Annotated in this window: 16 protein-coding genes; 10 read left to right on the top strand and 6 right to left on the bottom strand. The window is 56.7% G+C overall.

What is annotated here, in order from left to right:
* From bcsZ to E0L16_RS12855, 5 genes are all read left to right on the top strand, one after another.
* On the top strand, nt 1-1,107 hold the full coding sequence (gene bcsZ, locus E0L16_RS12875) for a cellulose synthase complex periplasmic endoglucanase BcsZ (protein ID WP_131637062.1): 1,107 nt from the start codon (nt 1-3) through the stop codon (nt 1,105-1,107).
* A complete protein-coding gene (gene bcsC, locus E0L16_RS12870) occupies nt 1,089-4,571 on the top strand; it encodes a cellulose synthase complex outer membrane protein BcsC (RefSeq protein ID WP_131637061.1) in 3,483 nt (1,160 codons plus the stop codon). Before bcsZ ends, bcsC begins: the two co-directional genes overlap by 19 nt.
* A 120-nt stretch (nt 4,572-4,691) precedes the next feature.
* Nucleotides 4,692-6,698 (top strand): biofilm formation regulator HmsP, encoded by a 2,007-nt coding sequence (gene hmsP / locus E0L16_RS12865; protein WP_064910089.1) that lies wholly within the window; start codon nt 4,692-4,694, stop codon nt 6,696-6,698.
* A 159-nt stretch (nt 6,699-6,857) separates the two neighbouring features.
* Complete coding sequence (gene dctA, locus E0L16_RS12860) at nt 6,858-8,144, top strand: C4-dicarboxylate transporter DctC (protein WP_063450025.1); 1,287 nt, start codon at nt 6,858-6,860, stop codon at nt 8,142-8,144.
* 222 nt (nt 8,145-8,366) lie between these two features.
* Nucleotides 8,367-9,857: a M16 family metallopeptidase gene (locus tag E0L16_RS12855; RefSeq protein ID WP_063450024.1), complete on the top strand. Its 1,491-nt coding sequence runs from the start codon at nt 8,367-8,369 to the stop codon at nt 9,855-9,857.
* 62 nt (nt 9,858-9,919) lie between these two features.
* Here the strand turns inward: E0L16_RS12855 and kdgK are convergent, their stop codons facing one another.
* On the bottom strand, nt 9,920-10,849 hold the full coding sequence (gene kdgK, locus E0L16_RS12850) for a 2-dehydro-3-deoxygluconokinase (protein WP_107534165.1): 930 nt from the start codon (nt 10,847-10,849) through the stop codon (nt 9,920-9,922).
* Between the two features lie 230 nt (nt 10,850-11,079).
* On the opposite strand from kdgK, the gene pdeH reads away from it, so the two are divergent.
* Both pdeH and E0L16_RS12840 read left to right on the top strand, forming a co-directional pair.
* Entirely contained in the window at nt 11,080-11,853 is a 774-nt protein-coding gene (gene pdeH / locus E0L16_RS12845) for a cyclic-guanylate-specific phosphodiesterase (protein ID WP_063450022.1), read from the top strand.
* A gap of 65 nt (nt 11,854-11,918) precedes the next feature.
* Nucleotides 11,919-13,961 (top strand): AsmA family protein, encoded by a 2,043-nt coding sequence (locus E0L16_RS12840; RefSeq protein WP_131637060.1) that lies wholly within the window; start codon nt 11,919-11,921, stop codon nt 13,959-13,961.
* A gap of 93 nt (nt 13,962-14,054) precedes the next feature.
* Here E0L16_RS12840 and E0L16_RS12835 read toward each other — a convergent pair whose 3' ends face one another.
* The 3 genes from E0L16_RS12835 to E0L16_RS12825 form a co-directional block, all read right to left on the bottom strand.
* The gene (locus tag E0L16_RS12835; protein WP_131637059.1) at nt 14,055-15,377 is read right to left on the bottom strand and encodes an MFS transporter; all 1,323 of its coding nucleotides are present in this window, start codon (nt 15,375-15,377) and stop codon (nt 14,055-14,057) included.
* A gap of 260 nt (nt 15,378-15,637) precedes the next feature.
* Complete coding sequence (gene yhjD / locus E0L16_RS12830) at nt 15,638-16,663, bottom strand: inner membrane protein YhjD (protein WP_131637058.1); 1,026 nt, start codon at nt 16,661-16,663, stop codon at nt 15,638-15,640.
* A gap of 50 nt (nt 16,664-16,713) precedes the next feature.
* Nucleotides 16,714-17,613, bottom strand: coding sequence for a LysR family transcriptional regulator (locus tag E0L16_RS12825; RefSeq protein ID WP_063865341.1), 900 nt, complete (start codon nt 17,611-17,613; stop codon nt 16,714-16,716).
* Nucleotides 17,614-17,732: 119 nt separating this feature from the next.
* Between E0L16_RS12825 and E0L16_RS12820 the strand changes: the two genes are divergently transcribed.
* Nucleotides 17,733-18,491 carry an SDR family NAD(P)-dependent oxidoreductase gene (locus E0L16_RS12820; RefSeq protein ID WP_131637057.1) on the top strand — a complete coding sequence of 253 codons (759 nt, stop codon included), beginning with the start codon at nt 17,733-17,735 and terminating at the stop codon, nt 18,489-18,491.
* 173 nt (nt 18,492-18,664) lie between these two features.
* A complete protein-coding gene (locus tag E0L16_RS12815; RefSeq protein ID WP_131637056.1) occupies nt 18,665-19,267 on the top strand; it encodes a response regulator transcription factor in 603 nt (200 codons plus the stop codon).
* Here E0L16_RS12815 and E0L16_RS12810 read toward each other — a convergent pair.
* Together E0L16_RS12810 and E0L16_RS12805 are read right to left on the bottom strand one after the other, a co-directional pair.
* Nucleotides 19,246-19,584: a lysozyme gene (locus E0L16_RS12810; protein ID WP_063865344.1), complete on the bottom strand. Its 339-nt coding sequence runs from the start codon at nt 19,582-19,584 to the stop codon at nt 19,246-19,248. The genes E0L16_RS12815 and E0L16_RS12810 overlap by 22 nt on opposite strands.
* A gap of 71 nt (nt 19,585-19,655) precedes the next feature.
* Nucleotides 19,656-20,195, bottom strand: coding sequence for a GNAT family N-acetyltransferase (locus tag E0L16_RS12805; protein WP_131637055.1), 540 nt, complete (start codon nt 20,193-20,195; stop codon nt 19,656-19,658).
* Between the two features lie 149 nt (nt 20,196-20,344).
* On the opposite strand from E0L16_RS12805, the gene E0L16_RS12800 reads away from it, so the two are divergent.
* Nucleotides 20,345-21,928, top strand: a complete 1,584-nt coding sequence (locus tag E0L16_RS12800; RefSeq protein ID WP_131637054.1) for an STY4199 family HEPN domain-containing protein — start codon at nt 20,345-20,347, stop codon at nt 21,926-21,928.
* Nucleotides 21,929-21,960: the final 32 nt, after the last annotated feature.

The raw sequence follows: 21,960 nt of genomic DNA, 5'->3' as shown, positions 1-21,960 counted from the left end.
ATGAAAATCTTTCGTGGGTGTGTAGTCGCAGCGTTGATGCTGGCGGCGGCGAATCTTCATGCCGCCTGCCGCTGGCCCGCCTGGGAGACGTTCAAGCAGGATTATATGAGCGAAGGTGGGCGCGTTATCGATCCCAGCGACGCGCGCAAGATCACCACCTCGGAAGGGCAAAGCTATGGGCTGTTCTTTGCGCTGGCAGCAAACGATCGCAAGGCGTTCGATCTGCTGCTGGCATGGACACGCGATAACCTTGCCGAGGGGGATTTAGCCCAGTATCTCCCAGCCTGGCTGTGGGGGAAAAAGGACGACGAAACCTGGGCCGTTATCGACTCGAACTCGGCGTCGGATGCCGATATCTGGATTGCCTGGTCGCTGCTGGAAGCCGGGCGGCTATGGAAAAATCCCGATTATACGCGCACGGGTAAGGCGCTGTTGACGCGCATTGCCACCGAGGAAGTGGTGAAGGTGCCGGGTCTGGGCTCTATGTTGCTGCCGGGTAAAGTCGGTTTTGCCGAAGAGAGTGCCTGGCGCTTCAACCCCAGCTACCTGCCGCCGCAGCTTGCGAGCTATTTTACCCGTTTTGGTGCACCGTGGACGACGCTCCGAGAAACCAACCTGCGTCTGCTGCTGGAGACCGCGCCTAAAGGATTTTCCCCGAACTGGGTGAAATATCAGAAGAAGGGCGGCTGGCAGCTGAAGCGGGATGCGTCCCTTATCGGCAGCTACGATGCGATTCGCGTCTATCTCTGGGTAGGGATGATGAACGATAGCGATCCACAGAAAGCCCGGCTACTGGCGCGTTTCAAGCCCATGGCGACCACCACAACCAAACAAGGCTTGCCGCCGGAAAAAGTGGACGTAGCGACCGGGAAACGTACCGGAGATGGGCCGGTTGGGTTCTCTGCCTCCCTGCTTCCGTTTTTACAAAACCGGGACGCGCAGGCGGTGCAACGCCAGCGCGTCGCCGATCGTTTTCCCGATAATAATGCTTATTACAGCTACGTTCTGACCCTCTTTGGACAAGGGTGGGATCAGCATCGTTTTCGCTTCACCGCGCAAGGTGAATTACTACCGGATTGGGGCCAGGAATGCGCACGTTCACACTAAATCTCCTCACGTTATCGCTTGGCCTGGCGCTAATGCCCCTGGCCCAGGCCGCCAACTCCCCGCAGCAGAGACAGCTGCTGGAACAGGTCCGTCTGGGCGAATCCACGCAGCGTGAGGATTTGGTGCGTCAGTCGCTTTACCGCCTTGAGCTGATCGACCCCGACAACCCGGACGTGATTGCCGCACGCTTCCGCTATCTGTTACGACAGGGCGATACGGCGGGCGCGCAAAAAGAGCTGGATCGCCTGAAAGGAATGGCACCCGATTCCAGCGCGTACCAGTCCTCCCGTACGACCATGCTGCTCTCCACGCCGGACGGTCGCCAGGCCCTCCAGCAGGCTCGCCTGCTTGCCACTACCGGTCATACACAGGAAGCCATTGCCGCGTATGACAAACTGTTTGACGGTAATCCGCCCTCGGGCGACATCGCGCCGGAGTACTGGAACGTGGTGGCAAAAGATCCCGCCCGCCGGAACTCAGCCATAGGCCAGCTTAAAAACCTTAACGCCACCAGCCCGGGCAACGCCCCGCTACAGGCCTCGCTGGCCCAGCTTCTGTTCGAGAGCGGACGCCGTGAAGAAGGGTTTGCGGTGTTGCAGGAGATGGCCAAATCGAACAAGGGCCGCAGTCAGGCGTCGGATATGTGGTACCAGCAGATCAAAGATCTGCCGGCCAGCAGCACCAGCGTCACCGCGCTGCAACAGTACCTGAGCGTGTTCAGCGATGGCGATAACGTGACGGCGGCGCGCGCGCAGCTTGAAGCGCAGCAAAAACAGCTCGCCGATCCGGCGTTTCGCACCAAAGCCGAAGGGTTAGCCGCGGTGGAAGCCGGGCAGGGCAACAAAGCGGTGACGGAGTTGCAGAAAGCGGTCAGCGCCAACCACGCTGACAGCGAAGCCGTAGGCGCGCTGGGGCAGGCCTATTCCCAGAAAGGCGATCGCGCCCGCGCGGTGGCGCAGTTTGAAAAGGCGATCGCCCTCGATCCGCAGAGCGATAACCGGGGCAAATGGGACAGCCTGCTGAAGGTCAACCGATACTGGCTGCTGATCCAGCAGGGGGATAACGCCCTGAAAGCCAACAATACGGCCCAGGCGGAACGCTATTATCAGCAGGCGCGCAGCGTCGATAATACCGACAGCTACGCGGTGCTGGGGCTGGGTGATGCGGCGGCGGCGCGTAAAGATAACGACGCGGCCGAACGCTATTATCGCCAGGCGTTGCGTATGGACAGCGGCAACACCAACGCGGTGCGCGGTCTTGCCAATATTTATCGCGCACAGTCTCCGGAGAAGGCGACGCAGTTTATTCAGTCGCTCTCTGGCAGCCAGCGCCGCAGCATTGATGATATTGAACGTAGCCTGACGAACGAGCAGCTGTCAGCCCAGGCCGAACGGCTGGAAAGCGAGGGGAATTATGCCCAGGCCGCAGAAATCCAGCGCCGACGCCTTGCGCTTTCCCCGGGCGACGTGTGGATCACCTACCGGCTGTCGCGCGATCTGTATAGCGCGGGTCAGCGCAGCCAGGGGGATAACCTGATGCGTCAGCTGGCAAGCCAGAAACCGGGCGATCCGGAGCAGGTTTACGCCAGCGGGCTGTACCTGTCCGGCAACGATCGGGACCGCGCCGCGCTGGCGCATCTGAACACGCTGCCGCGCGACAGGTGGAACAGCAACATTCAGGAGCTGGCGAGCCGCCTGCAAAGTAACCAGGTGCTGGAAAACGCCAACCGCCTGCGCGACGGTGGAAAAGAGCAGGAGGCGGAAGCGCTGCTTCGCCAGCAGCCCCCGTCCACCCGTATCGACTTAACGCTGGCGGACTGGGCTGAACAGCGTGGCGATCATGAGGCCGCGAAAACCGCCTACAACACCGTCCTGCAACGGGAACCGCAGAACGAAGACGCGATTCTCGGCCTGACCGAAGTCAATCTGGCTCAGGGCAACAGGGACGCCGCTCGCGCTGAGCTGGCGAAACTGCCCGCGGCACAAAACGGCGAACCGCTCTCCCTCAATATGCAGCGCCGGATCGCCATGGCGCAGGCCGGTCTGGGTGATTCTGCCGCGGCAGAAAAGACCTTCAACGCGATTGTGCCTCAGGCAAAATCGCAGCCGCCTTCTATGGAAAGCGCGCTGGTGATGCGTGATGCCGCCCGTTTCCAGGCGCAAAACGGCCAGCCTCAGCAGGCGCTGGAAACCTGGAAAGATGCGATGGTCTTATCGGGCATCACGACGACCCGTCCGACCGATAACGACAGCTTTACGCGTCTTACGCGTAACGATGAGAAAGATGACTGGCTGAAGCGCGGCGTACGCAGCGATGCAGGCGATCTTTATCGTCAGCAGGATCTTAACGTCACGCTGCAACACGACTACTGGGGCTCCAGCGGCACGGGGGGCTATTCCGACCTGAAAGCGCACACCACCATGCTCCAGGTTGATGCGCCGCTGTCGGATGGTCGCATGTTCTTCCGTAGCGATCTGGTCAATATGAACGCCGGTTCCTTTGATACGGACAATGGCACTTACGATCCAACGTGGGGCACCTGCGCCGAAACGCCATGTCGCGGCAGCACGAATCAGTCGGCCAACGGCGCCAGCGTGGCCGTCGGCTGGCAGAACCAGACCTGGGCGTGGGACATCGGTACAACGCCGATGGGCTTCGACGTGGTCGATGTGGTGGGCAGCCTGAGCTACAGCAACGACTTAGGGCCGATTGGCTACACCCTGAACGCCCATCGCCGTCCGATTTCCAGCTCCGTGCTGGCCTTCGCCGGGCAAAAAGATCCCAATACCGACACCACCTGGGGCGGCGTGCGTGCCACCGGTGGCGGCGTGAGCGTGAGCTACGACAAAGGCGAAGCTAACGGTATCTGGTCAAGCCTGAGTGCCGACAGCCTCAGCGGGAAGCATGTCGAAGATAACTGGCGCGTCCGCTGGATGACCGGCTATTACTACAAGCTTATCAATCAGAACAACGAGCGCCTGACGGTCGGCGTGTCCAATATGCTCTGGCATTACGATAAGGATTTAAGCGGTTATTCGCTGGGCCAGGGCGGTTACTACAGCCCGCAGGAGTATGTGTCGTTCGCTTTACCGGTGAACTGGCGTAAACGCACCGAGAACTGGTCATGGGAGCTGGGTGGCTCCGTCTCCTGGTCCCATTCAAAAACAAAAGATGTGATGCGTTATCCGTTGCAGGGGCTGATCCCGGACAATGAGCCAGGCCGTTATACCGATAAAGGTGTGATGGAAACCGGAAGCAGCTCGTCAGGGACGGGTTATACCGCAAGGGCGATTGTTGAACGCCGCGTGACGTCCAACTGGTTTGTCGGTCTGGGCGTTGATATTCAGGAAGCGAAAGACTATACCCCGAGTCATGCGCTGCTCTATGTTCGGTATTCTGCCGCAGGCTGGCAGGGTGATATGGACTTACCGCCGGAACCGCTGGTGCCTTATGCAGACTGGTGATCGGATTTTTGCTTAATCTAATTGTAAGTCTCTCTTAAAAGTGCAGCTATCGGGTATACTCGGGCGCACCAGGTTTACACCCTGGTGCGCCCTGCGCTTCGAGTTTTGTGGAGAGTCATTTTGCGTGTCAGCCGTTCCTTAACGATCAAACAGATGGCGATGGTGTCTGCCGTCACAATGCTGTTTGTCTTCATCTTCTGCGTCATTTTGCTGTTTCATTCCGTACAGCAGAACCGCTATAACACGGCTTCGCAACTGGAAAGTATTGCCCGCTCGGTGCGGGAACCTCTGTCGGCCTCGATCCTGAAAGGGGATATCCCCGAGGCGGAATCCATTCTGAAGCGCATCCAGCCTGCCGGTATCGTGAGCCGGGCCGACGTCGTACTGCCGAACCAGTTTCAGGCGCTGCGGATGAGCTTTATCCCGGAGCGTCCCGTCCCGATGATGGTGATGCGCCTGTTTGAACTGCCGGTGCAGATTTCGCTGCCTCTCTATTCCCTGGAAAGACCGGCTAACCCGCAGCCGCTGGCTTACCTGGTGCTACAGGCGGACTCGTACCGCATGTATAAATTCGTCATGAGCTGGGTTGCTACGTTGGTAACCACTTACTTACTCTTGACCTTAATGTTGAGCGTGGCGCTGACGTGGTGCATCAACCGGTTAATTGTTCATCCGTTGCGCCGCATCGCGCGGGAGCTGAACGACCTCTCTCCGCAGGAGCACATGGGGCATCAGCTACCCTTGCCGCGCCTGCATCACGACGATGAAATCGGCATGCTGGTCCGGAGTTACAATATCAACCAGCAGCGTGTTCTGCGTCAGCAGGAAGAGCTCAGTAACAATGCCACCCGTTTTCCGGTTTCCGATCTGCCAAACAAAGCGTTTTTAATGGCCCTGCTGGAGCAGACCGTCGCCCGCCAGCAGCCCACCGCGCTGATGGTGATCGCCTGCGAAACCTTGCAGGACACGACGGGCGTGCTGAAAGAGAGCCAGCGCGAGATGCTGCTCCTGACGCTGGTGGAAAAGGTGAAATCTGTTCTGGCGCCGCGCATGGTGCTCACCCAGGTCAGCGGCTATGACCTGGTGGTGATCGCGCACGGCGTAAAAGAGCCGTGGCAGGCCATTACGCTAGGTCAGCAAGTGCTCACTGTCATTAATGAACGGCTGCCCATTCAGGGTATCCAGCTTCGTCCGAGCGCGAGCATCGGGATTGCGATGTACTACGGTGGCCTGACCGCCGAGCAGCTTTACCGACGTGCTTTCTCGGCAGCGTTCACCGCGCGCCGGAAAGGGAAAAATCAGATCCAGTTCTTTGACCCGGAGCAGATGGAAAAAGCCCAGCAGCGCCTGACGGAAGAGAGTGACATTCTGACGGCGATGGACAATCGCCAGTTCGCGCTCTGGCTACAGCCGCAGGTGAATTTGCGCACGGGCGAAGTGACCAGCGCCGAAGCGTTGCTGCGCATGCAGCAGCCGGACGGCACGTGGGAGCTGCCTGAGGGGATGATCGAACGTATTGAGTCCTGCGGCCTGATGGTCACCGTGGGGTACTGGGTGCTGGAAGAGTCGTGCCGCCAGCTTGCGGCCTGGCAGCAGCGGGGCATTACGCTGCCGCTGTCGGTGAATCTCTCTGCGCTACAGCTGATGCACCCGACCATGGTGCCGGAGACGCTTGCGCTGATCCACCGCTACCGCATCCAGCCCGACACGCTGATACTGGAAGTCACCGAGAGCCGTTGTATCGACAATCCTGACGACGCTGTCGCCATTCTGAAACCGCTGCGTAACGCCGGGGTCCGCATTGCGCTGGACGATTTTGGCATGGGGTATTCCGGCCTGCGCCAGCTTCATCACATGAAAACCCTGCCGGTGGACGTCCTGAAAATCGACAAAACCTTTGTTGAGGGGCTGCCGGAGGATTGCAGTATGGTACAGGCCATTATTCAGATGGCGCACAGCCTGAATCTGCACGTGATTGCCGAGGGAATTGAAAACGACGCCCAGCGCGAGTGGCTGGCTGCGGCAGGCGTGGAGAGCGGTCAGGGCTTCCTTTTTGATCGTGCCGTGCCGTCGGATATTTTTGAGCAACGCTATCTCGCCGCTGCTGGCAATAACGCAAAAGTGTAATTTTGTTGCTGGCTTGTGCGAGCCAGCTCAAAGTTCTTAACATTTGTGTTTCAAATTTGAACCTCGTTTATTTCTGTCCTGTTATGTGGGTGTTATTTTAAAGCCGCAGGTTAACCATAACCTTACAAAGCCTGTAGTTTTTCTTCCCAGGGACACCCTATGAAAACCTCACTCTTCAAAAGTCTTTACTTCCAGGTCCTGACAGCCATCGCCATCGGTATTCTGCTTGGTCACTACTACCCGGAACTGGGCGCGCAAATGAAACCGCTTGGCGACGCGTTCGTTAAGCTCATCAAAATGATCATCGCGCCGGTCATCTTCTGTACCGTGGTGACCGGTATCGCCGGCATGGAAAGCATGAAGGCGGTCGGCCGTACGGGGGCAGTTGCCCTGCTGTACTTTGAGATTGTCAGTACCATCGCGCTGATTATCGGCCTGATTATCGTCAACGTGGTGCAGCCTGGCGCGGGCATGAACGTTGATCCGGCCACGCTGGATGCGAAAGCGGTGGCGGTTTACGCTGAACAGGCGAAAGATCAGGGGATTGTGGCCTTCCTGCTGGACGTGATCCCGAGCAGCGTAATTGGCGCGTTCGCCAGCGGTAACATCCTTCAGGTACTGCTGTTTGCCGTGCTGTTTGGCTTTGCCCTGCACCGTCTGGGCAGCAAAGGCCAGCTGATTTTCAACGTCATTGAAAGCTTCTCGCAGGTTATCTTCGGCATCATCAACATGATCATGCGTCTGGCCCCGATTGGTGCCTTCGGCGCGATGGCGTTTACCATCGGTAAATACGGCGTCGGCACGCTGGTACAGCTCGGCCAGCTGATTATCTGCTTCTACATCACCTGTATTCTGTTTGTGGTGGTGGTGCTCGGCTCCATCGCCCGTGCGACCGGCTTCAGCATTTTCAAATTTATCCGTTACATTCGTGAAGAGTTGCTGATCGTGCTCGGCACGTCCTCTTCTGAATCCGCGCTGCCGCGCATGCTCGATAAAATGGAAAAGCTGGGCTGCCGTAAGTCCGTGGTGGGGCTCGTTATTCCGACGGGCTACTCCTTTAACCTCGACGGCACCTCGATATACCTGACGATGGCGGCGGTCTTTATTGCCCAGGCCACCAACAGCCACATGGATATCTTCCATCAGATTACGCTGCTGGTGGTGCTCCTGCTCTCCTCAAAAGGGGCGGCGGGCGTCACGGGCAGCGGATTTATCGTGCTGGCGGCGACCATTTCAGCGGTTGGTCATCTGCCGGTGGCGGGCCTGGCCCTGATCCTCGGTATCGACCGCTTTATGTCTGAAGCCCGCGCGTTAACCAACCTGATCGGCAATGGCGTGGCGACGGTCGTTGTAGCGAAGTGGGTGAAAGAGCTGGACCACAAGAAACTTAACGATACGCTGAATAACCGCCCATCTGAGGACAAAACCCCCGGTTTATCCTCTTAATCCCTCATAAATGCCCGTATTCCCTTGTGGGGATGCGGGCACCTGCGCATAATAACCGCTCATACCTGTCATAATTCGACAAGATTTTTTTGAGGTATATTTCACTTCCGCCCGTGACGTTTAGCCGAACACGCTGTCTAATCGGAAGGTTTTCATCGTCATCTTTGAGTGCTCACGTCGCGAGACACTCTCTTTAACCAGGAATGTTGATCAGGGGTTCACATGCAGGGCACAAAAATTCGACTCTTAACCGGCGGTTTGCTGATGATGGCAGCAGCCAGTTATGTGCAGGCAGATGCGCTCCAGCCAGACCCGGCCTGGCAACAGGGAACACTGGCGAACGGTTTCCAGTGGCAGGTATTATCCACTCCGCAACGTCCGAGCGATCGCATTGAAATTCGTCTGGCTGTGAATACCGGCTCCCTCACAGAAAGCACCCAGCAGACCGGCTTAAGCCATTTTATTCCTCGACTGGCGCTCACCCAGAGCGGCAGTTTGCAGGCGGTTCAGGTGCGTTCTTTATGGCAACAGGCCATCGATCCAAAACGCCCGCTTCCCCCGGCTGTGGTCTCCTATGACTACACCATGTTTAACCTGAGCCTGCCCAACAACCGTAACGATCTGCTTAAAGAAGCGCTTACCTATCTTTCCGATGCGACCGGCAAACTGGCGATTACGCCGGAGACCGTAAACTATGCGTTGAGCAACAGCGACATGGTGGCGACCTGGCCGACGGATACCAAAGAAGGCTGGTGGCGCTACCGCCTGAAAGGGTCAACGCTGCTTGGTCATGACCCGGCAGAGCCGCTGAAACAGCCGGTTGACGCACAGCAGGTGAAATCTTTCTATCAGCAGTGGTACACCCCGGACGCCATGACCCTCATTGTGGTGGGCAACGTGGACAGCCGTGCGGTGATAGAGCAAATCAACAAAGCCTTTGGCGATCTGAAAGGGAAGCGTGAAACGCCTGCCCCGGTTCCTACGCTTTCTCCGCTGCGTCCTGAGACGGTCAGCATCATGACGGATACCGTGCGTCAGGATCGTCTTTCAATGATGTGGGATACCGCCTGGCAGCCGATTCGCGAGTCTTCTGCGCTGTTGCGTTACTGGCGTGCGGATCTCGCGCGTGAAGCGCTGTTCTGGCACGTTCAGCAGACGCTCAGCAAGAACAACGTGAAAGACATTGGCCTGGGCTTTGACTGCCGCGTGCTGTTCCAGCGCGCGCAGTGCGCCATTAACGTGGAATCGCCCAGCGATAAGCTGAACGCGAATCTCGGCGTGGTGGCAAAAGAGCTGGCTAAAGTGCGCAAAGAGGGCCTGTCTGAAGAGGAGTTTAACGCGCTGGTCGCGCAGAAATCCCTCGAATTGCAGAAACTGTTCGCCACCTATGCCCGCGCCGATACCGATATCTTAATCAGCCAGCGCATTCGTTCCTTGCAGAATCAGGTCGTGGACATTGCGCCGGAGCAGTATCAGAAGCTGCGTCAGGATTTCCTGAACGGCCTGACCGTGGAGATGCTGAATCAGGATCTGCGTCAGCAGCTGTCGCAGGATATGGCGTTGATTCTGTTGCAGCCGAAAGGTGAGCCGGAATATGACATGAAAGAGTTAAAGGCCACCTGGAACGCCATCATGGCGACGGCACCGCAGCCAGTACAGGCGGCGGCCGATGATTTGCATCAGGATGCGAGCGATATTCCTCAGGGTCAGTAAGACCCTGAGTGCCCTCTCTCTGTGGGAGAGGGCTAGGGTGAGGGCATCAGCCCGCACCGTTCTTAAGCAGGCATCGCCTCGCGCGGAATAATCGCTCCGCGATACTGAATCACCGTGCTGGCCGTCAGGTGACCGCGCTGCGCTGCCGCTTCCGGTGTACCGCCGGTCAGACGTACCGCCAGATAGCCCGCGCTGAAAGAATCGCCCGCCGCAGTGGTATCAATCACTTTTTCTTTCGCCAGCTTCACCGCCGGAACCTCTGTCACGGCTTCACCCGTCACCGCCACCAGGCAAGACTCCGCCCCGCGCTTAATCACCACTTCACTGACCCCAGCGGCCTGCGTCCGGGCGATAACCTCATCAACCGGTTTTTCACCCCACAGGGCATCTTCATCATCCAGCGTCAGGAAGGCGATATCGGTGCATTCCAGCATCTGCTGGTACACCTGCTGCGTCTCTTCACGGCTGGCCCAGAGGCGCGGACGGTAGTTGTTATCGAAAATCACTTTGCCGCCGTTGGCGCGGCATTCGCGCAGCAGTGACAGCAGCTTTTCACGGCTCTGCTGGCTCAGGATCGCCAGGCTAATCCCGCTCAGGTAGAGGTAATCAAAGGTCGCCAGCTCTTCACAAATCGCGGCGGCGGCATCGCTTTCCAGCCAGAATTTGGCAGCCGCTTCATTACGCCAGTAGTAGAAGGTGCGCTCGCCGGTACTGTCGGTTTCGATGTAGTACAGACCCGGCAGGCGGTTTTCCATTCGCTGGATCAGCGACGTCCCAACATTTTCACCCTGCCAGGCTTCCAGCATCTGCTGGCTAAAGCTGTCCGTGCCGAGCGCAGTAACGTAATCCACGCTCAGCGCGTCGGGGGCGACCTGACGGGCAATGTAAACGGAGGTGTTCAATGTATCGCCGCCAAAACCGCGGCTCACTTCCGCGCCTTTCTGGGACAGCTCAATCATGCATTCGCCAATCACGGCAATTTTCTTAGACATAGTCGTGAACCTGAACAGAGTAATTAAAGGTAGTGTGCGCTGTGTGTTTTTTACGGTCAACCATATTAAAACGACGTTCCATTATTTTTTTTGAGCCAGCGCGTGTTCCGGCATATTTCTGTCATCTTAATTTCATTTTCCCGGTGAATTGAACATAAAGTTCTCACCTGGCGGGCCGATAACTCAGTGACGAGTCCAGAAAGGCTATCCCATACAACAGGACATCCGAAATGAAGTCAGAGCAGGTTATCCAGCGGCTGAGCACTACGCCTGAGGCAAGTATTGAGAACTTGCAGGAGCATCGCTACTGGCTGCAATGCGAGCGAGCGTATACCTATCAGCCCATCTACCGTACCGACGGTCGGTTAATGGCGATTGAGGTATTAACGATCGTCACTCATCCGTCTAATCCTTCACAGCGTATCGCGCCGGACCGCTATTTTGCGGAGGTTGCCGTGCGTCAGCGCATCGACGTGCTGGAAGAGCAGCTGAGAATGCTGGCGACGAAGCAGGCCTTCTTCGAGCAGCACGGTATTCTGGCGTCGGTGAACGTGGATGGTCCAACTCTGATGGCGTTACGTCAGAATGCGACGTTGCAGGCGCTGATTGCCACCCTGCCGTGGATGCGCTTTGAACTGGTGGAGCACGTGCGTCTGCCGCAGGACTCGTCGTTTGCCTCGATGTGTGAATTTGGCCCGCTGTGGCTGGATGACTTCGGTACCGGCATGGCGAACTTCTCCGCCCTGAGCGAAGTGCGTTATGACTACATCAAAGTGGCCCGCGATCTGTTTATTATGCTGCGCCAGACGTCGGAGGGACGGAACCTGTTTACTATGCTCCTGCAACTGATGAACCGCTATTGTCAGGGCGTCATTGTGGAAGGCGTGGAAACGCTGGAAGAGTGGCGCGACGTGCAAAATTCCCCGGCAGCCGCGGCACAGGGTTATTTCCTCTCTCGTCCTGTCCCTATGGATACCCTGGAAAAGGTGATAACCACGCTCTGATATGCCCGCTTCCCTTTGTCTGAACTATAGTTTTATAGGCAAGTTCATCAGGAAAGGGGACAACAATGACAAAAACAACCAGGGTGATTTCCTGGACAGCAGGGATTTTCGTGTTGCTGATCGTGGTCTTAATCATCATTATCGCCACGTTTGACTGGAACCGCCTCAAACCGACCATCAACCAGAAAGTCTCAGCCGAGCTAAACCGCCCCTTTGCAATACGTGGCGATTTGGGCGTCGTGTGGGAGCGCCAGAAAGAGGAAACCGGCTGGCGAAGCTGGGTGCCCTGGCCGCACGTCCATGCCGACGACATTATGCTTGGCAACCCGCCCGATATCCCCGAAGTGACCATGATCCACCTGCCGCGCGTGGAAGCAACGCTGGCGCCGTTAGCTCTGTTAACGAAAACGGTCTATCTGCCGTGGATCAAACTTCAGCAGCCCGACGCGCGGCTGATTCGCCTGTCTGAGAAAAACAACAACTGGACGTTCGATCTCGCCGGCAGCGACGATAAAGATCCGAATGCGCAGCCCTCTTCGTGGTCTTTCCGCCTCGACAATATTCTGTTCGATCGCGGGCGGATCGCCATTGACGATAAGGTGAGCAAGGCCGACGTGGAGATCCTCGTCGATCCGCTGGGCAAGCCGCTACCGTTTAGCGAAGTGACGGGCAGTAAAGCCAAAGGCGATGACAGCAAAGCGGGCGATTACGTCTTCGGCCTGACGGCGAAGGGGCGCTACAACGGCCAGCCGCTCACCGGCAAAGGCAAAATCGGCGGCATGCTGGCGCTCAGGAGCGAGGGCATGCCATTCCCGGTGCAGGCGGATTTCCGCTCGGGCAATACCCGCGTGGCGTTCGTGGGCACGGTTAACGACCCGATGAACATGGGCGGCGTCGACCTCCAGCTTAAGTTTGCCGGCGATTCGCTGGGTGAACTGTACGATCTCACCGGCGTGCTGCTGCCGGATACCCCGCCGTTCGAAACGGACGGGCGCCTGGTCGCAAAAATCGACGCTGAAAAATCGTCCGTCTTTGACTACCGTGGGTTCAACGGCCGCATCGGCGACAGCGATATTCACGGTACGCTGACCTACACCACCGGGAAACCACGCCCGAAACTGGAGGGTGACGTTGAATCCCGCCAGCTGCGTCTGGCCGATCTTGGGCCGCTGATTGGCGTAGATTCGGGTAAAGGCACGAAGTCAAAAGAGGTCAAAAAGGACGTCCAGCCTGCGGGCAAAGTACTGCCCTATGACCGCTTCGAAACCGACAAGTGGGACGTGATGGATGCGGACGTGCGCTTCAAAGGACGTAAAATTGAGCATGGCAGCACGCTGCCGTTGAGCAATCTCTCAACCCATATCATCCTGAAAAACGCCGACCTGCGCCTGCAACCGCTGAAGTTTGGCATGGCGGGCGGAACCATTTCATCGAATATCCACCTGGAGGGGGATAAAAAGCCGATGCAGGGACGGGCGGAGATCCAGGCGCGCCGGCTGAAGCTGAAAGAGCTGATGCCGGACGTGGAGCTGATGCAGAAGACCCTCGGTGAGATGAACGGCGACGCGGACATTCGCGGCACGGGCAACTCCGTGGCGGCGCTGCTGGGCAGCGGAAACGGCAACCTGAAGCTGCTGATGAACGACGGTCTGGTGAGCCGTAACCTGATGGAGATCCTGGGGCTGAACGTCGGGAACTTTATCATCGGGCAAATCTTCGGGGACGACGAAGTGCGCGTGAACTGCGCGGCGGCAAACGTGGATCTGGTCAACGGCGTGGCGCGTCCGCAGATTTTCGCCTTCGACACGGAAAACGCGGTTATCAACATCACCGGTACCGCCAGCATGGCGTCCGAGCAGCTGGATTTAACCATCGATCCGGAAAGTAAAGGTATTCGTATCATTACCCTGCGTTCGCCGCTCTACGTGCGCGGGACCTTCAAAGAGCCGCAGGCGGGCGTTAAGGCCGGGCCGCTGATTGCGCGCGGTGCAGTTGCCGCCGCACTCGCCACGCTGGTCACCCCTGCGGCGGCGCTGCTGGCGTTGATTTCGCCGTCAGAAGGCGAAGCGAATCAGTGTCGGACGATTTTGTCGCAGATGAAGAAGTAAGGTGTGGCCCGTTCTTGCCGGGTGGCGCTGCGCTTACCCGGCCTGCATGTGAATCGTAGGCCGGGTAAGGCGTAGCCGCCACCCGGCATCATCTTACAGCGACTGATGTTTAGTTTCGTGCGTCATCAGCAGCGCAATCAGCGTCAGCGCTGCCATTGCCGCCAGATAGACGCCCACATAGAACAGGCCATAGTTTGCCTGAAGCCAGGTGGCGATATACGGGGCGACCGAGGCGCCCAGAATAGACGAAACGTTATAGGAGAACGACGCGCCGGTATAACGCACTTCAGTCGGGAACAGCTCCGGCAGCAGCGCGCCCATCGGGCCAAAGGTCAGTCCCATCAGGCTCAAGCCAATCAGCAGATACGCCATCACCAGCGCAGGGCTACCTGAACCCAGCAGCGGCGGGAAGACAAACAGCGCGAACAGGATGATCAGCGAGGTGATGACGATCATGCTTGAACGACGGCCAAATTTATCCGCCAGCAGGCCCGCGATGGGCACCATCACGCCAAATCCAATAACCGCCATCATCAGCATCCACAGCACTTCGTTACGCGGCAGGCCCAGCCCGACCGGTACGGCGGCGGTGCTGTAGGTCATGGAGTAAACGGTCATGATGTAGAACAGCGTATAGGTCGCCAGCATTATGAAAGTGCCCAGCACGGTTACGCGAAGGTGTTTGGTCAGCAGCGTGCCCAGCGGAACTTTAACCTGTTTTTTCGCCGCGGCGACTTTCGCGAAGACCGGTGTTTCGTGCAGGGACACGCGCACGTACAGGCCAATCAGCACCAGCACGGCTGAGAAGACGAACGGAATACGCCAGCCCCAGCTCATGAACTGTTCATCGGTCAGCAGCCAGGAGAGGAGCAGGAAGGTGCCGTTAGCGAAGAAGAAGCCAATCGGTGCGCCCAGCTGCGGGAAAGAGCCATACAGGGCACGCTTGCGCGCCGGGGCGTTTTCGGTCGCCAGCAGCGCCGCGCCGCCCCATTCCCCGCCCAGGCCTAAACCCTGACCAAAGCGCGCCAGCGCCAGCAGCACGGGCGCCAGAATGCCAATAGTTTCATAGGTCGGCAGCAGGCCGATGGCAACCGTAGAGATCCCCATGGTCAGCAGCGAGGCAACCAGCGTCACTTTACGGCCAACGCGATCGCCAAAATGCCCAAAGACCGCTGAACCAATCGGACGCGCAACGAAGGCGATAGCAAAGGTGGCTAAAGACTGTAGCGTGGCTGCCGTCGGGTCGCCCTGTGGGAAGAAAATATGCGGAAAGACAATGACCGCAGCGGTGGCATAAATGTAAAAGTCGAAGAACTCAATGGCGGTGCCAATCAGCGATGCGACGACGACTTTATTGCGGGAGTTGACCGGAACGTGTTCCGCCCCTTCGTTAAGTGTGGTGGCTGTTGCTTGCATAATATTTTCTTATTTTTGGACGAACGAAGGGCCATATTAGGCATAGCAAAAGCGACATTTCAATCTGTAACAAAGGCGTGGCGTGGTCATAAAAGCAACAAAAAGCGGATAATTTTCAGGCCAGCGAAAACACTTCCATGAAATGCTTCACACATTTTAAATATCAGTCATTAAAACTGGTTTTGAGTTAAATAAAAGTTACGGTCTGGATTTATATGCTGAAATGATGGATCGGGCTGAAATATCAGCCCGACAGAACATCAGTGGTGGGTTTTTCCCGGCATGCGCGGGTCGTCTTTATACTCTGCGGTAGCGATCCACGCGGCGCAGAACAGCGTCAGGCGCGCGAAGAAATAGAAGAAGGCCATCAGCCCCAGCACTGAACCAAAGGCCGCGCCGGAGGGAGACTTGACCAGCGACGGCAGCGTATAGGTCATCACAATTTTGATCACCTCAAAACCAATAGCGGCAATCAACGTCCCGCGGATCAGCGCCTTCTTGCGCGGGCGATGGCGGGGCAAACGCCAGAAGATCCAGAAGAACAGCAGGTAGTTAGCAAAGATGGAGATGGCAAGCCCTATACCGCGCCAGGCCGGCTTAAGCCATTCAATGTAATCCAGATACAGCGCGGAGATAATCATCTGCTGCGCGGAACCGGCGACCGAGGTGATAGAGAGCGTGATGACCAGCGCCACCAGCAGCCCAATCAGCGAAATAAAGTCGCGCAGATACTTCACCCATATCTTCTCCTGGTCCTGCGGGGTACGCTCCCAGACGTCACGCGACTGGGCGCGAATGGCCTCACGCAGGTTGCCCATCCAGTTCACCCCGGAGTAGAGCGCAATGAGCAACCCGACGATACCCACGGTGGTACGCTGCTGCACGGCTGTATTGATGGTGCTTTTAAGCGTCGTGGCGAGCGTCTGGTCGCTAACGTTGTTCAGGATCTTATTGAAGATGTCCTGCAATAGCGTCGGGTGAGACGCCAGCACAAAACCGGCGGCGGCAAACGACACCATCAGGATGGGGATCATCGACAGGAAAGAGAAGTAGGTGATCGCCGCGCCGAACTGATTTCCCATGCGGTCATTGAAGCGCTCAGCGGCGCGTATCAGGTGGGCAATCGCGGGTATCTGCTGAATTTTTTCAGCTATACCGGTTACGGTGCCCAGCGCTTTGCTGGCCGTTCCAGGCTCTTTCGACGCTTCAGGTTCGTTATCCATCTTTTTGATGGGTTCATAATCTAAATGTTGAGTCGGTCGTTGCGGGTTATTTTCCGGCGTCACGCGCATTTTCCTTTTCGTTGAGCTGGATGTTACTGAATTATAGCTTGCGACTAGTCCACGTAACTTTTTGTGAGTTCGGTAAGCCACGCCATAAACACATGCACCCGGCGGGAGAGGTTACGGCGGTGGGGATAAATGAGGGAGACGGGCATCGGTTCAGCCCGGTACTGCGGCAGGATCTCCACGAGTTTTTTCGTGCGCAGGGCATCACGCACCCCGACGCGCGGGACCTGAATAATGCCAAGCCCGGCGATACAGGCGGCCTGGTAGGTTTCCGTGCTGTTGACCGTCAGCACGCCTCCCGTTTTTACCCACTGGGTCGCGCTGCCGTTGAAATACTCAAAACCCAGCGGGCGGGTGCCCAGCGTGGCGGAGTAGTGAATGAGGGCGTGTGAGGCCAAATCGTCCAGCGTCTCAGGGTAGCCGAATCGCGTCAGATAGTCCGGGCTGGCGCAGTTAATCACCGAAAGCTTCCCAAGCGGACGGGCGATAAGCCCGGAGTCTTTCAGGTTACCCACGCGCACCACGCAGTCAAATCCTTCGCGGATGACGTCCACCAGGCGGTCGCTGCTGCTCAGCTCCAGCTCAATGCCGGGGTACTGCTGTAAAAAGGCAGGCAGTTTTGGAATGACGACATTTCGCGCAATGGCAACGGGCATATCCACGCGTAGCCGACCGCTGATGGAGGAGGGGTCGTGCAGGAACATGCCGTCCAGCTCGTCCAGATTCATCAGCAGATCTTTTGCACGTTCATAATAAACCATGCCGTCCTGCGTCAGGCTGACGCGGCGGGTAGTGCGGTGCAGCAGCTGCGTACCCAGCGCGTTTTCCAGGGCCTGGATCTGCCGCGATACGCTCCCTTTCGGTAGGCTTAACGTCTCCGCCGCGCGGGAAAAACTCTCCAGTTCCGCGACGCGAAGGAAAAGCTGCATTGCGTGTATTTTATCCATAGATGTTAGTCATTGTTGTTATGAATGAAACAGTGAAGCGTTAGCAGGAGTATTTATTGATTTTCTACCATCTAATAAGCTCTTTCTCAATCTTCATCACAGACGAAACGAGGTGAATTATGCGTGAACGTATTGCATTAGTGACCGGCGGTAGCCGCGGCCTGGGTAAAAACGCCGTTCTGAAGCTGGCTGCGGAAGGGACAGGCATCATCCTGACCTGGAACAGCAGCCAGCAGGAGGCGCATGACGTTGTGCGCGAAATAGAGACAAAAGGCGGAAAAGCGGCCGCATTGCAGCTTAACGTCGGCGATACGGCAAGTTTTCCGCGTTTTGCTCAACAGGTGAAGGACACCCTTCAGCACGTCTGGCAACGTGACGCCTTTGACTATTTAGTGAACAACGCCGGCACAGGCTTATATGCCCCCTATACCGAGACGACGGAGGCGCAGTTTGACGATGCGGTGAACATTCATTTCAAAGGCCCGTTTTTCCTCACGCAGCAGCTGCTGCCGTTAATAAAAGACGGGGGACGGATCCTGAACGTCTCCAGCGGACTGGCCCGTTTTACTCAGCCAGGCTCAGGCACCTACGCTGCCATGAAAGGGGCGATGGAAGTGCTGACCCGCTATCAGGCAAAAGAGCTGGGCGCGCGCGGTATTTCCGTCAATATCATCGCGCCTGGCGCCATTGAAACCGACTTTGGCGGCGGACGCGTGCGGGATAATGCGGAGCTTAACCAGATGCTGGCGTCGCAAACTGCGCTGGGACGCGTGGGCCTGCCCGATGATATTGGTGACGCCATTGCGGCCCTGCTCAGCGACAAACTGGGCTGGATGAATGCGCAACGTATTGAAGTCTCAGGCGGTATGTTCCTGTAATGTTCGGTCTTAAGAGGAGGGAACCCTCTTAAGGAAATTCTTAATTCAGGTATGTCTAAATGCGGGAAAATATAAAGATAGCTGGATGAATTGTAACCTCTCCGTTCATTGAGTTTTTTCTTAAAAAATGCCTCTGTAGAATCCCCCTTCGCTATTCTCAGAGGAGTAAAACGATGCGAGTAATCATGTTTGACAGGCAGTCATTATTTATTCATGGAGCGATGTGCAGTTTGCAGAAGTTAATTCCGGAAATAGATTTGACAGGGACTCGTCAGACTGATGAATTATGGGCGCAATTATCCGCGTCACCCTCCGCTATCGTCATGATAGATGGATATTTAATTCATGATAATGGTGTGGCTTTACTGGAAGAGATTACGGATCGTTTTCCAGCGGCGCGCGTGGTGTTGGTATTAACGAAAAAAGAGCCTCGCTGGGTTGAGCAAATGCTACAGCGCAACGTGGTGGCGATAATCCCCCGCAATGCGAATCCCGAACGCTTTTCCGCAGTGCTGGATTCGGTATCGCGAGGAATGGTCTGTTTTCCCGGCGAGTGGCTGAAGCAGCACTCCTCTCATGATGAACTGTCATTGTTAAGCGAGCGCCAGCGTGAGGTGTTGAAGTTACTGGCGGCCGGAGAGTCGAATAAAGAGATTGGGCGTAATCTCAACATCAGTGCGGCAACGGTAAAAGCGCATCTTGAGACGCTTTTCCGCCGTCTTGACGTCAAAAACCGGACGCAGGCCGCGATGTACTACACCCGGGCGACAGCCTGAAGGATCTTCTCTGGCAGAGGGGAGTCTTCTCCAAAACTGAAGAGAGTTAATACCAGGGCATCATGCTGCTGTTGGGTTAATGGGCGTCGGTTCGTTTCCCGCAGCAGCGTCTCACATAATTGAATATCATTGAAAAGCAAATACTCCGCCTCAGCCGGCGTAATGAGGCCGTTAAATTTCTCCCACTGGCGAATCACGTGACCGTAACCTATAACCCATATTCCCTTTTCGTCACGGTATTTTTCCAGGGAAAGTCCCTGCTGCTTTTTAATTAATGCGATTGCAGCAGACGTTATCTGCATTGCATAACCCGTCATAAGCGTTTCCTCTTAATGGCGGGACTATAGAGGAAACGACGTCCGGGGAATATCCGCCAAATGGCTGTTGATCAGGTTTTACTGAACGGGTATTCCTTTTTCAATAAACCGAACAGCCAGTCGTTATGCCATTGCCCTGAAAGGAAATAACTCTCGCGCAATTCACCTTCCAGCTGAAAACCTGTTTTTTCCAGCAGCCGCCTTGAGGCGATATTTCCCGCGGTAACGGTGGCGGTGAGCCGACGAATATTGCCCTGAGTCAACGCGAAATCACACACGGCCCGCAGCGATTCAAAGCCGTAACCTTTCCCCTGCGCAGAGGGCGCAAAGAGAAAACCGACTTCGGCACAATCTGCTTCCCGGTGTACATAGCCGGTTACGCCCAGCGGCGTCTGGCTGGCCGTATCACGCACCACAAGGCAGAGCCAGTGTGAGCTGCCCGGCGTCCACGGCAACAGTCGAGACTCAAAGGCATCCCGAATGTCCGCCTCGCTACGCGCCTCGGCGACAAAACGCATCACGTCAGGATGTTGCTGAAGCGACAGAAAAAAGGGCCAGTCTTGCTCCTGAAGCGGCGAGCAGGTGAGGCGTGCGGTCGTAAAGGCGGGCATTCAGATTCTCCTGAGGCATTGTAAATGATTATAGGGTTGTCACTTTATTTCAACAGAAAGTCAGGTATGTTTAACCTCGTATAAATAAAAAGAAAAATCACCTTTAATGCCGCTTTAGCGGTATTTGTTGTCTCTCAAGGAAAACAAAGATGATGAGCTCATCGCATCATACCCGCGAGCAGTTTGAACACTGCCTGGCGGCGATCCGTCAGGCGTCTGTCGAAATCTTACTTCTGTTGAATGTACCTGTTAGTGAAGGCAAAGATCCACGCTGGTTTCTGGAACAGCTGGACAGCGCCCGTCTGGGGCTGGGCGGGTGGGGCGCCGTTGCCAGGAAGCTGAACCTGAATGATGCGGAAATGACGGCCTTTACGCTGCAATTACGCTTGCTTCAGCAGCGCGTCCCCCAGTATGAAAGCGGGCAGGACGTCAGCGAAAACCAGCTGATTGCGGCGATGCGCTTTGTAACCGCTCTTGAATATCTGCGTTTGCAACAGCCCCTCCTGACCTACGATACCGGGATGGCGCCAGAGCAGGCGAGCCAGCTCCAGGCGCAGAAACAGGTGCGAGCCATCGAGCTAATGATAAAAGGGCTGATACAGCAGGCGTGGCCCGATCCGACGCGGCTGAATAATCATCTTAAGACCTTGTTTAACGCCGATCGCGTGCGTCGCTGGCTGAAAAACGGTGAAATTAACGATGTGCTGAGCGGCATGTTGTTCAGCGAGCTGGCCCAGATGCTGGTGGATAAAAAAGAATTTAGCCGCTACTACGCGTCGCTGTTTAACGACCCGGACATGCTGACGCTGCTGGTAGAGCCTCGTAAAACGCTGCAAACCTTCCTCGAGGATATCCGTCAAATCCGCAACAGCATCACCGTGCAGCAGCCGTTAAGCGGGGCGCAAATCCAGCTGCTCGACAGCTATTACACGCAGATAACCCGCTCCGTTCAGCGCGCGTTTGAGGAAGGGCGAACACGCATTAACCCGGCGGCGCTCATGGCGGTGGAGGAAAGCGAGCTGCACGCGTTCTGGGAAAAGGCGCAGAAAAGGGATCGCACCACGGGTGGCGATCTTTTTGAAGTGCGCGACAGCATCGAGAAACCGACCCAGCGCGCCGCGCGAACGCCCGAGCAGCGCGAACAGCTGATTTCTGGCGTGCTGTGGGGAGCGGTTGGCGTGATGGTTATCGCGATTATCGTGGGGGGAGCCTGGCTGGTAACCAGCAGTAAACCCCAGCCGGCTGTGGCCAGTTCGGCATCTCCCGCGCCGGTGCAGGAGATGCGCGAAACGCCTTCCTCGCGAGAAACGCTGACGCGTATGGGTGTGACCTGGGATGAAAACAACTTCCGTTCAGCTATCAGCCGCAACGATACCCGCGTGGCGCTCCTGTTCTTGCAGGGCGGGATGGACTGGAAAGTGTCATGGACAGAAGAGGCGTTATCAGCAGGCTACGACGACGTGCTGGAAGTGATGCTGCGCTACCGCCTGCAAATGACAGAGCAAAAGCCCTGCCGACGCTTTATTAACACGCTTAGCCATGCGATGGCGAACGGCGAATCGCTGACGTCTATGCGCAAGCAGTACCTGAAAGCGTTCTGTACCGTCCCGGCAGTGGTGAAACGCCAACAGCATGATGCGGATATGGCCACGCGGCGCGCTAAATCTCAGCCGGATGCCACCACAAAAAAATGGCAGTCCATCCAGACTGACATTTATGAGGTGATCCGCTGATTATTTTTCCCCCTCTCCCTTCAGGGGAGAGG

It is taken from the genome of Enterobacter quasihormaechei, from assembly GCF_004331385.1.
Lineage (GTDB): Bacteria > Pseudomonadota > Gammaproteobacteria > Enterobacterales > Enterobacteriaceae > Enterobacter > Enterobacter quasihormaechei.
Note: the sequence above shows the minus strand (reverse complement) of the source record. Positions and strands in the feature narration are given on the sequence as shown.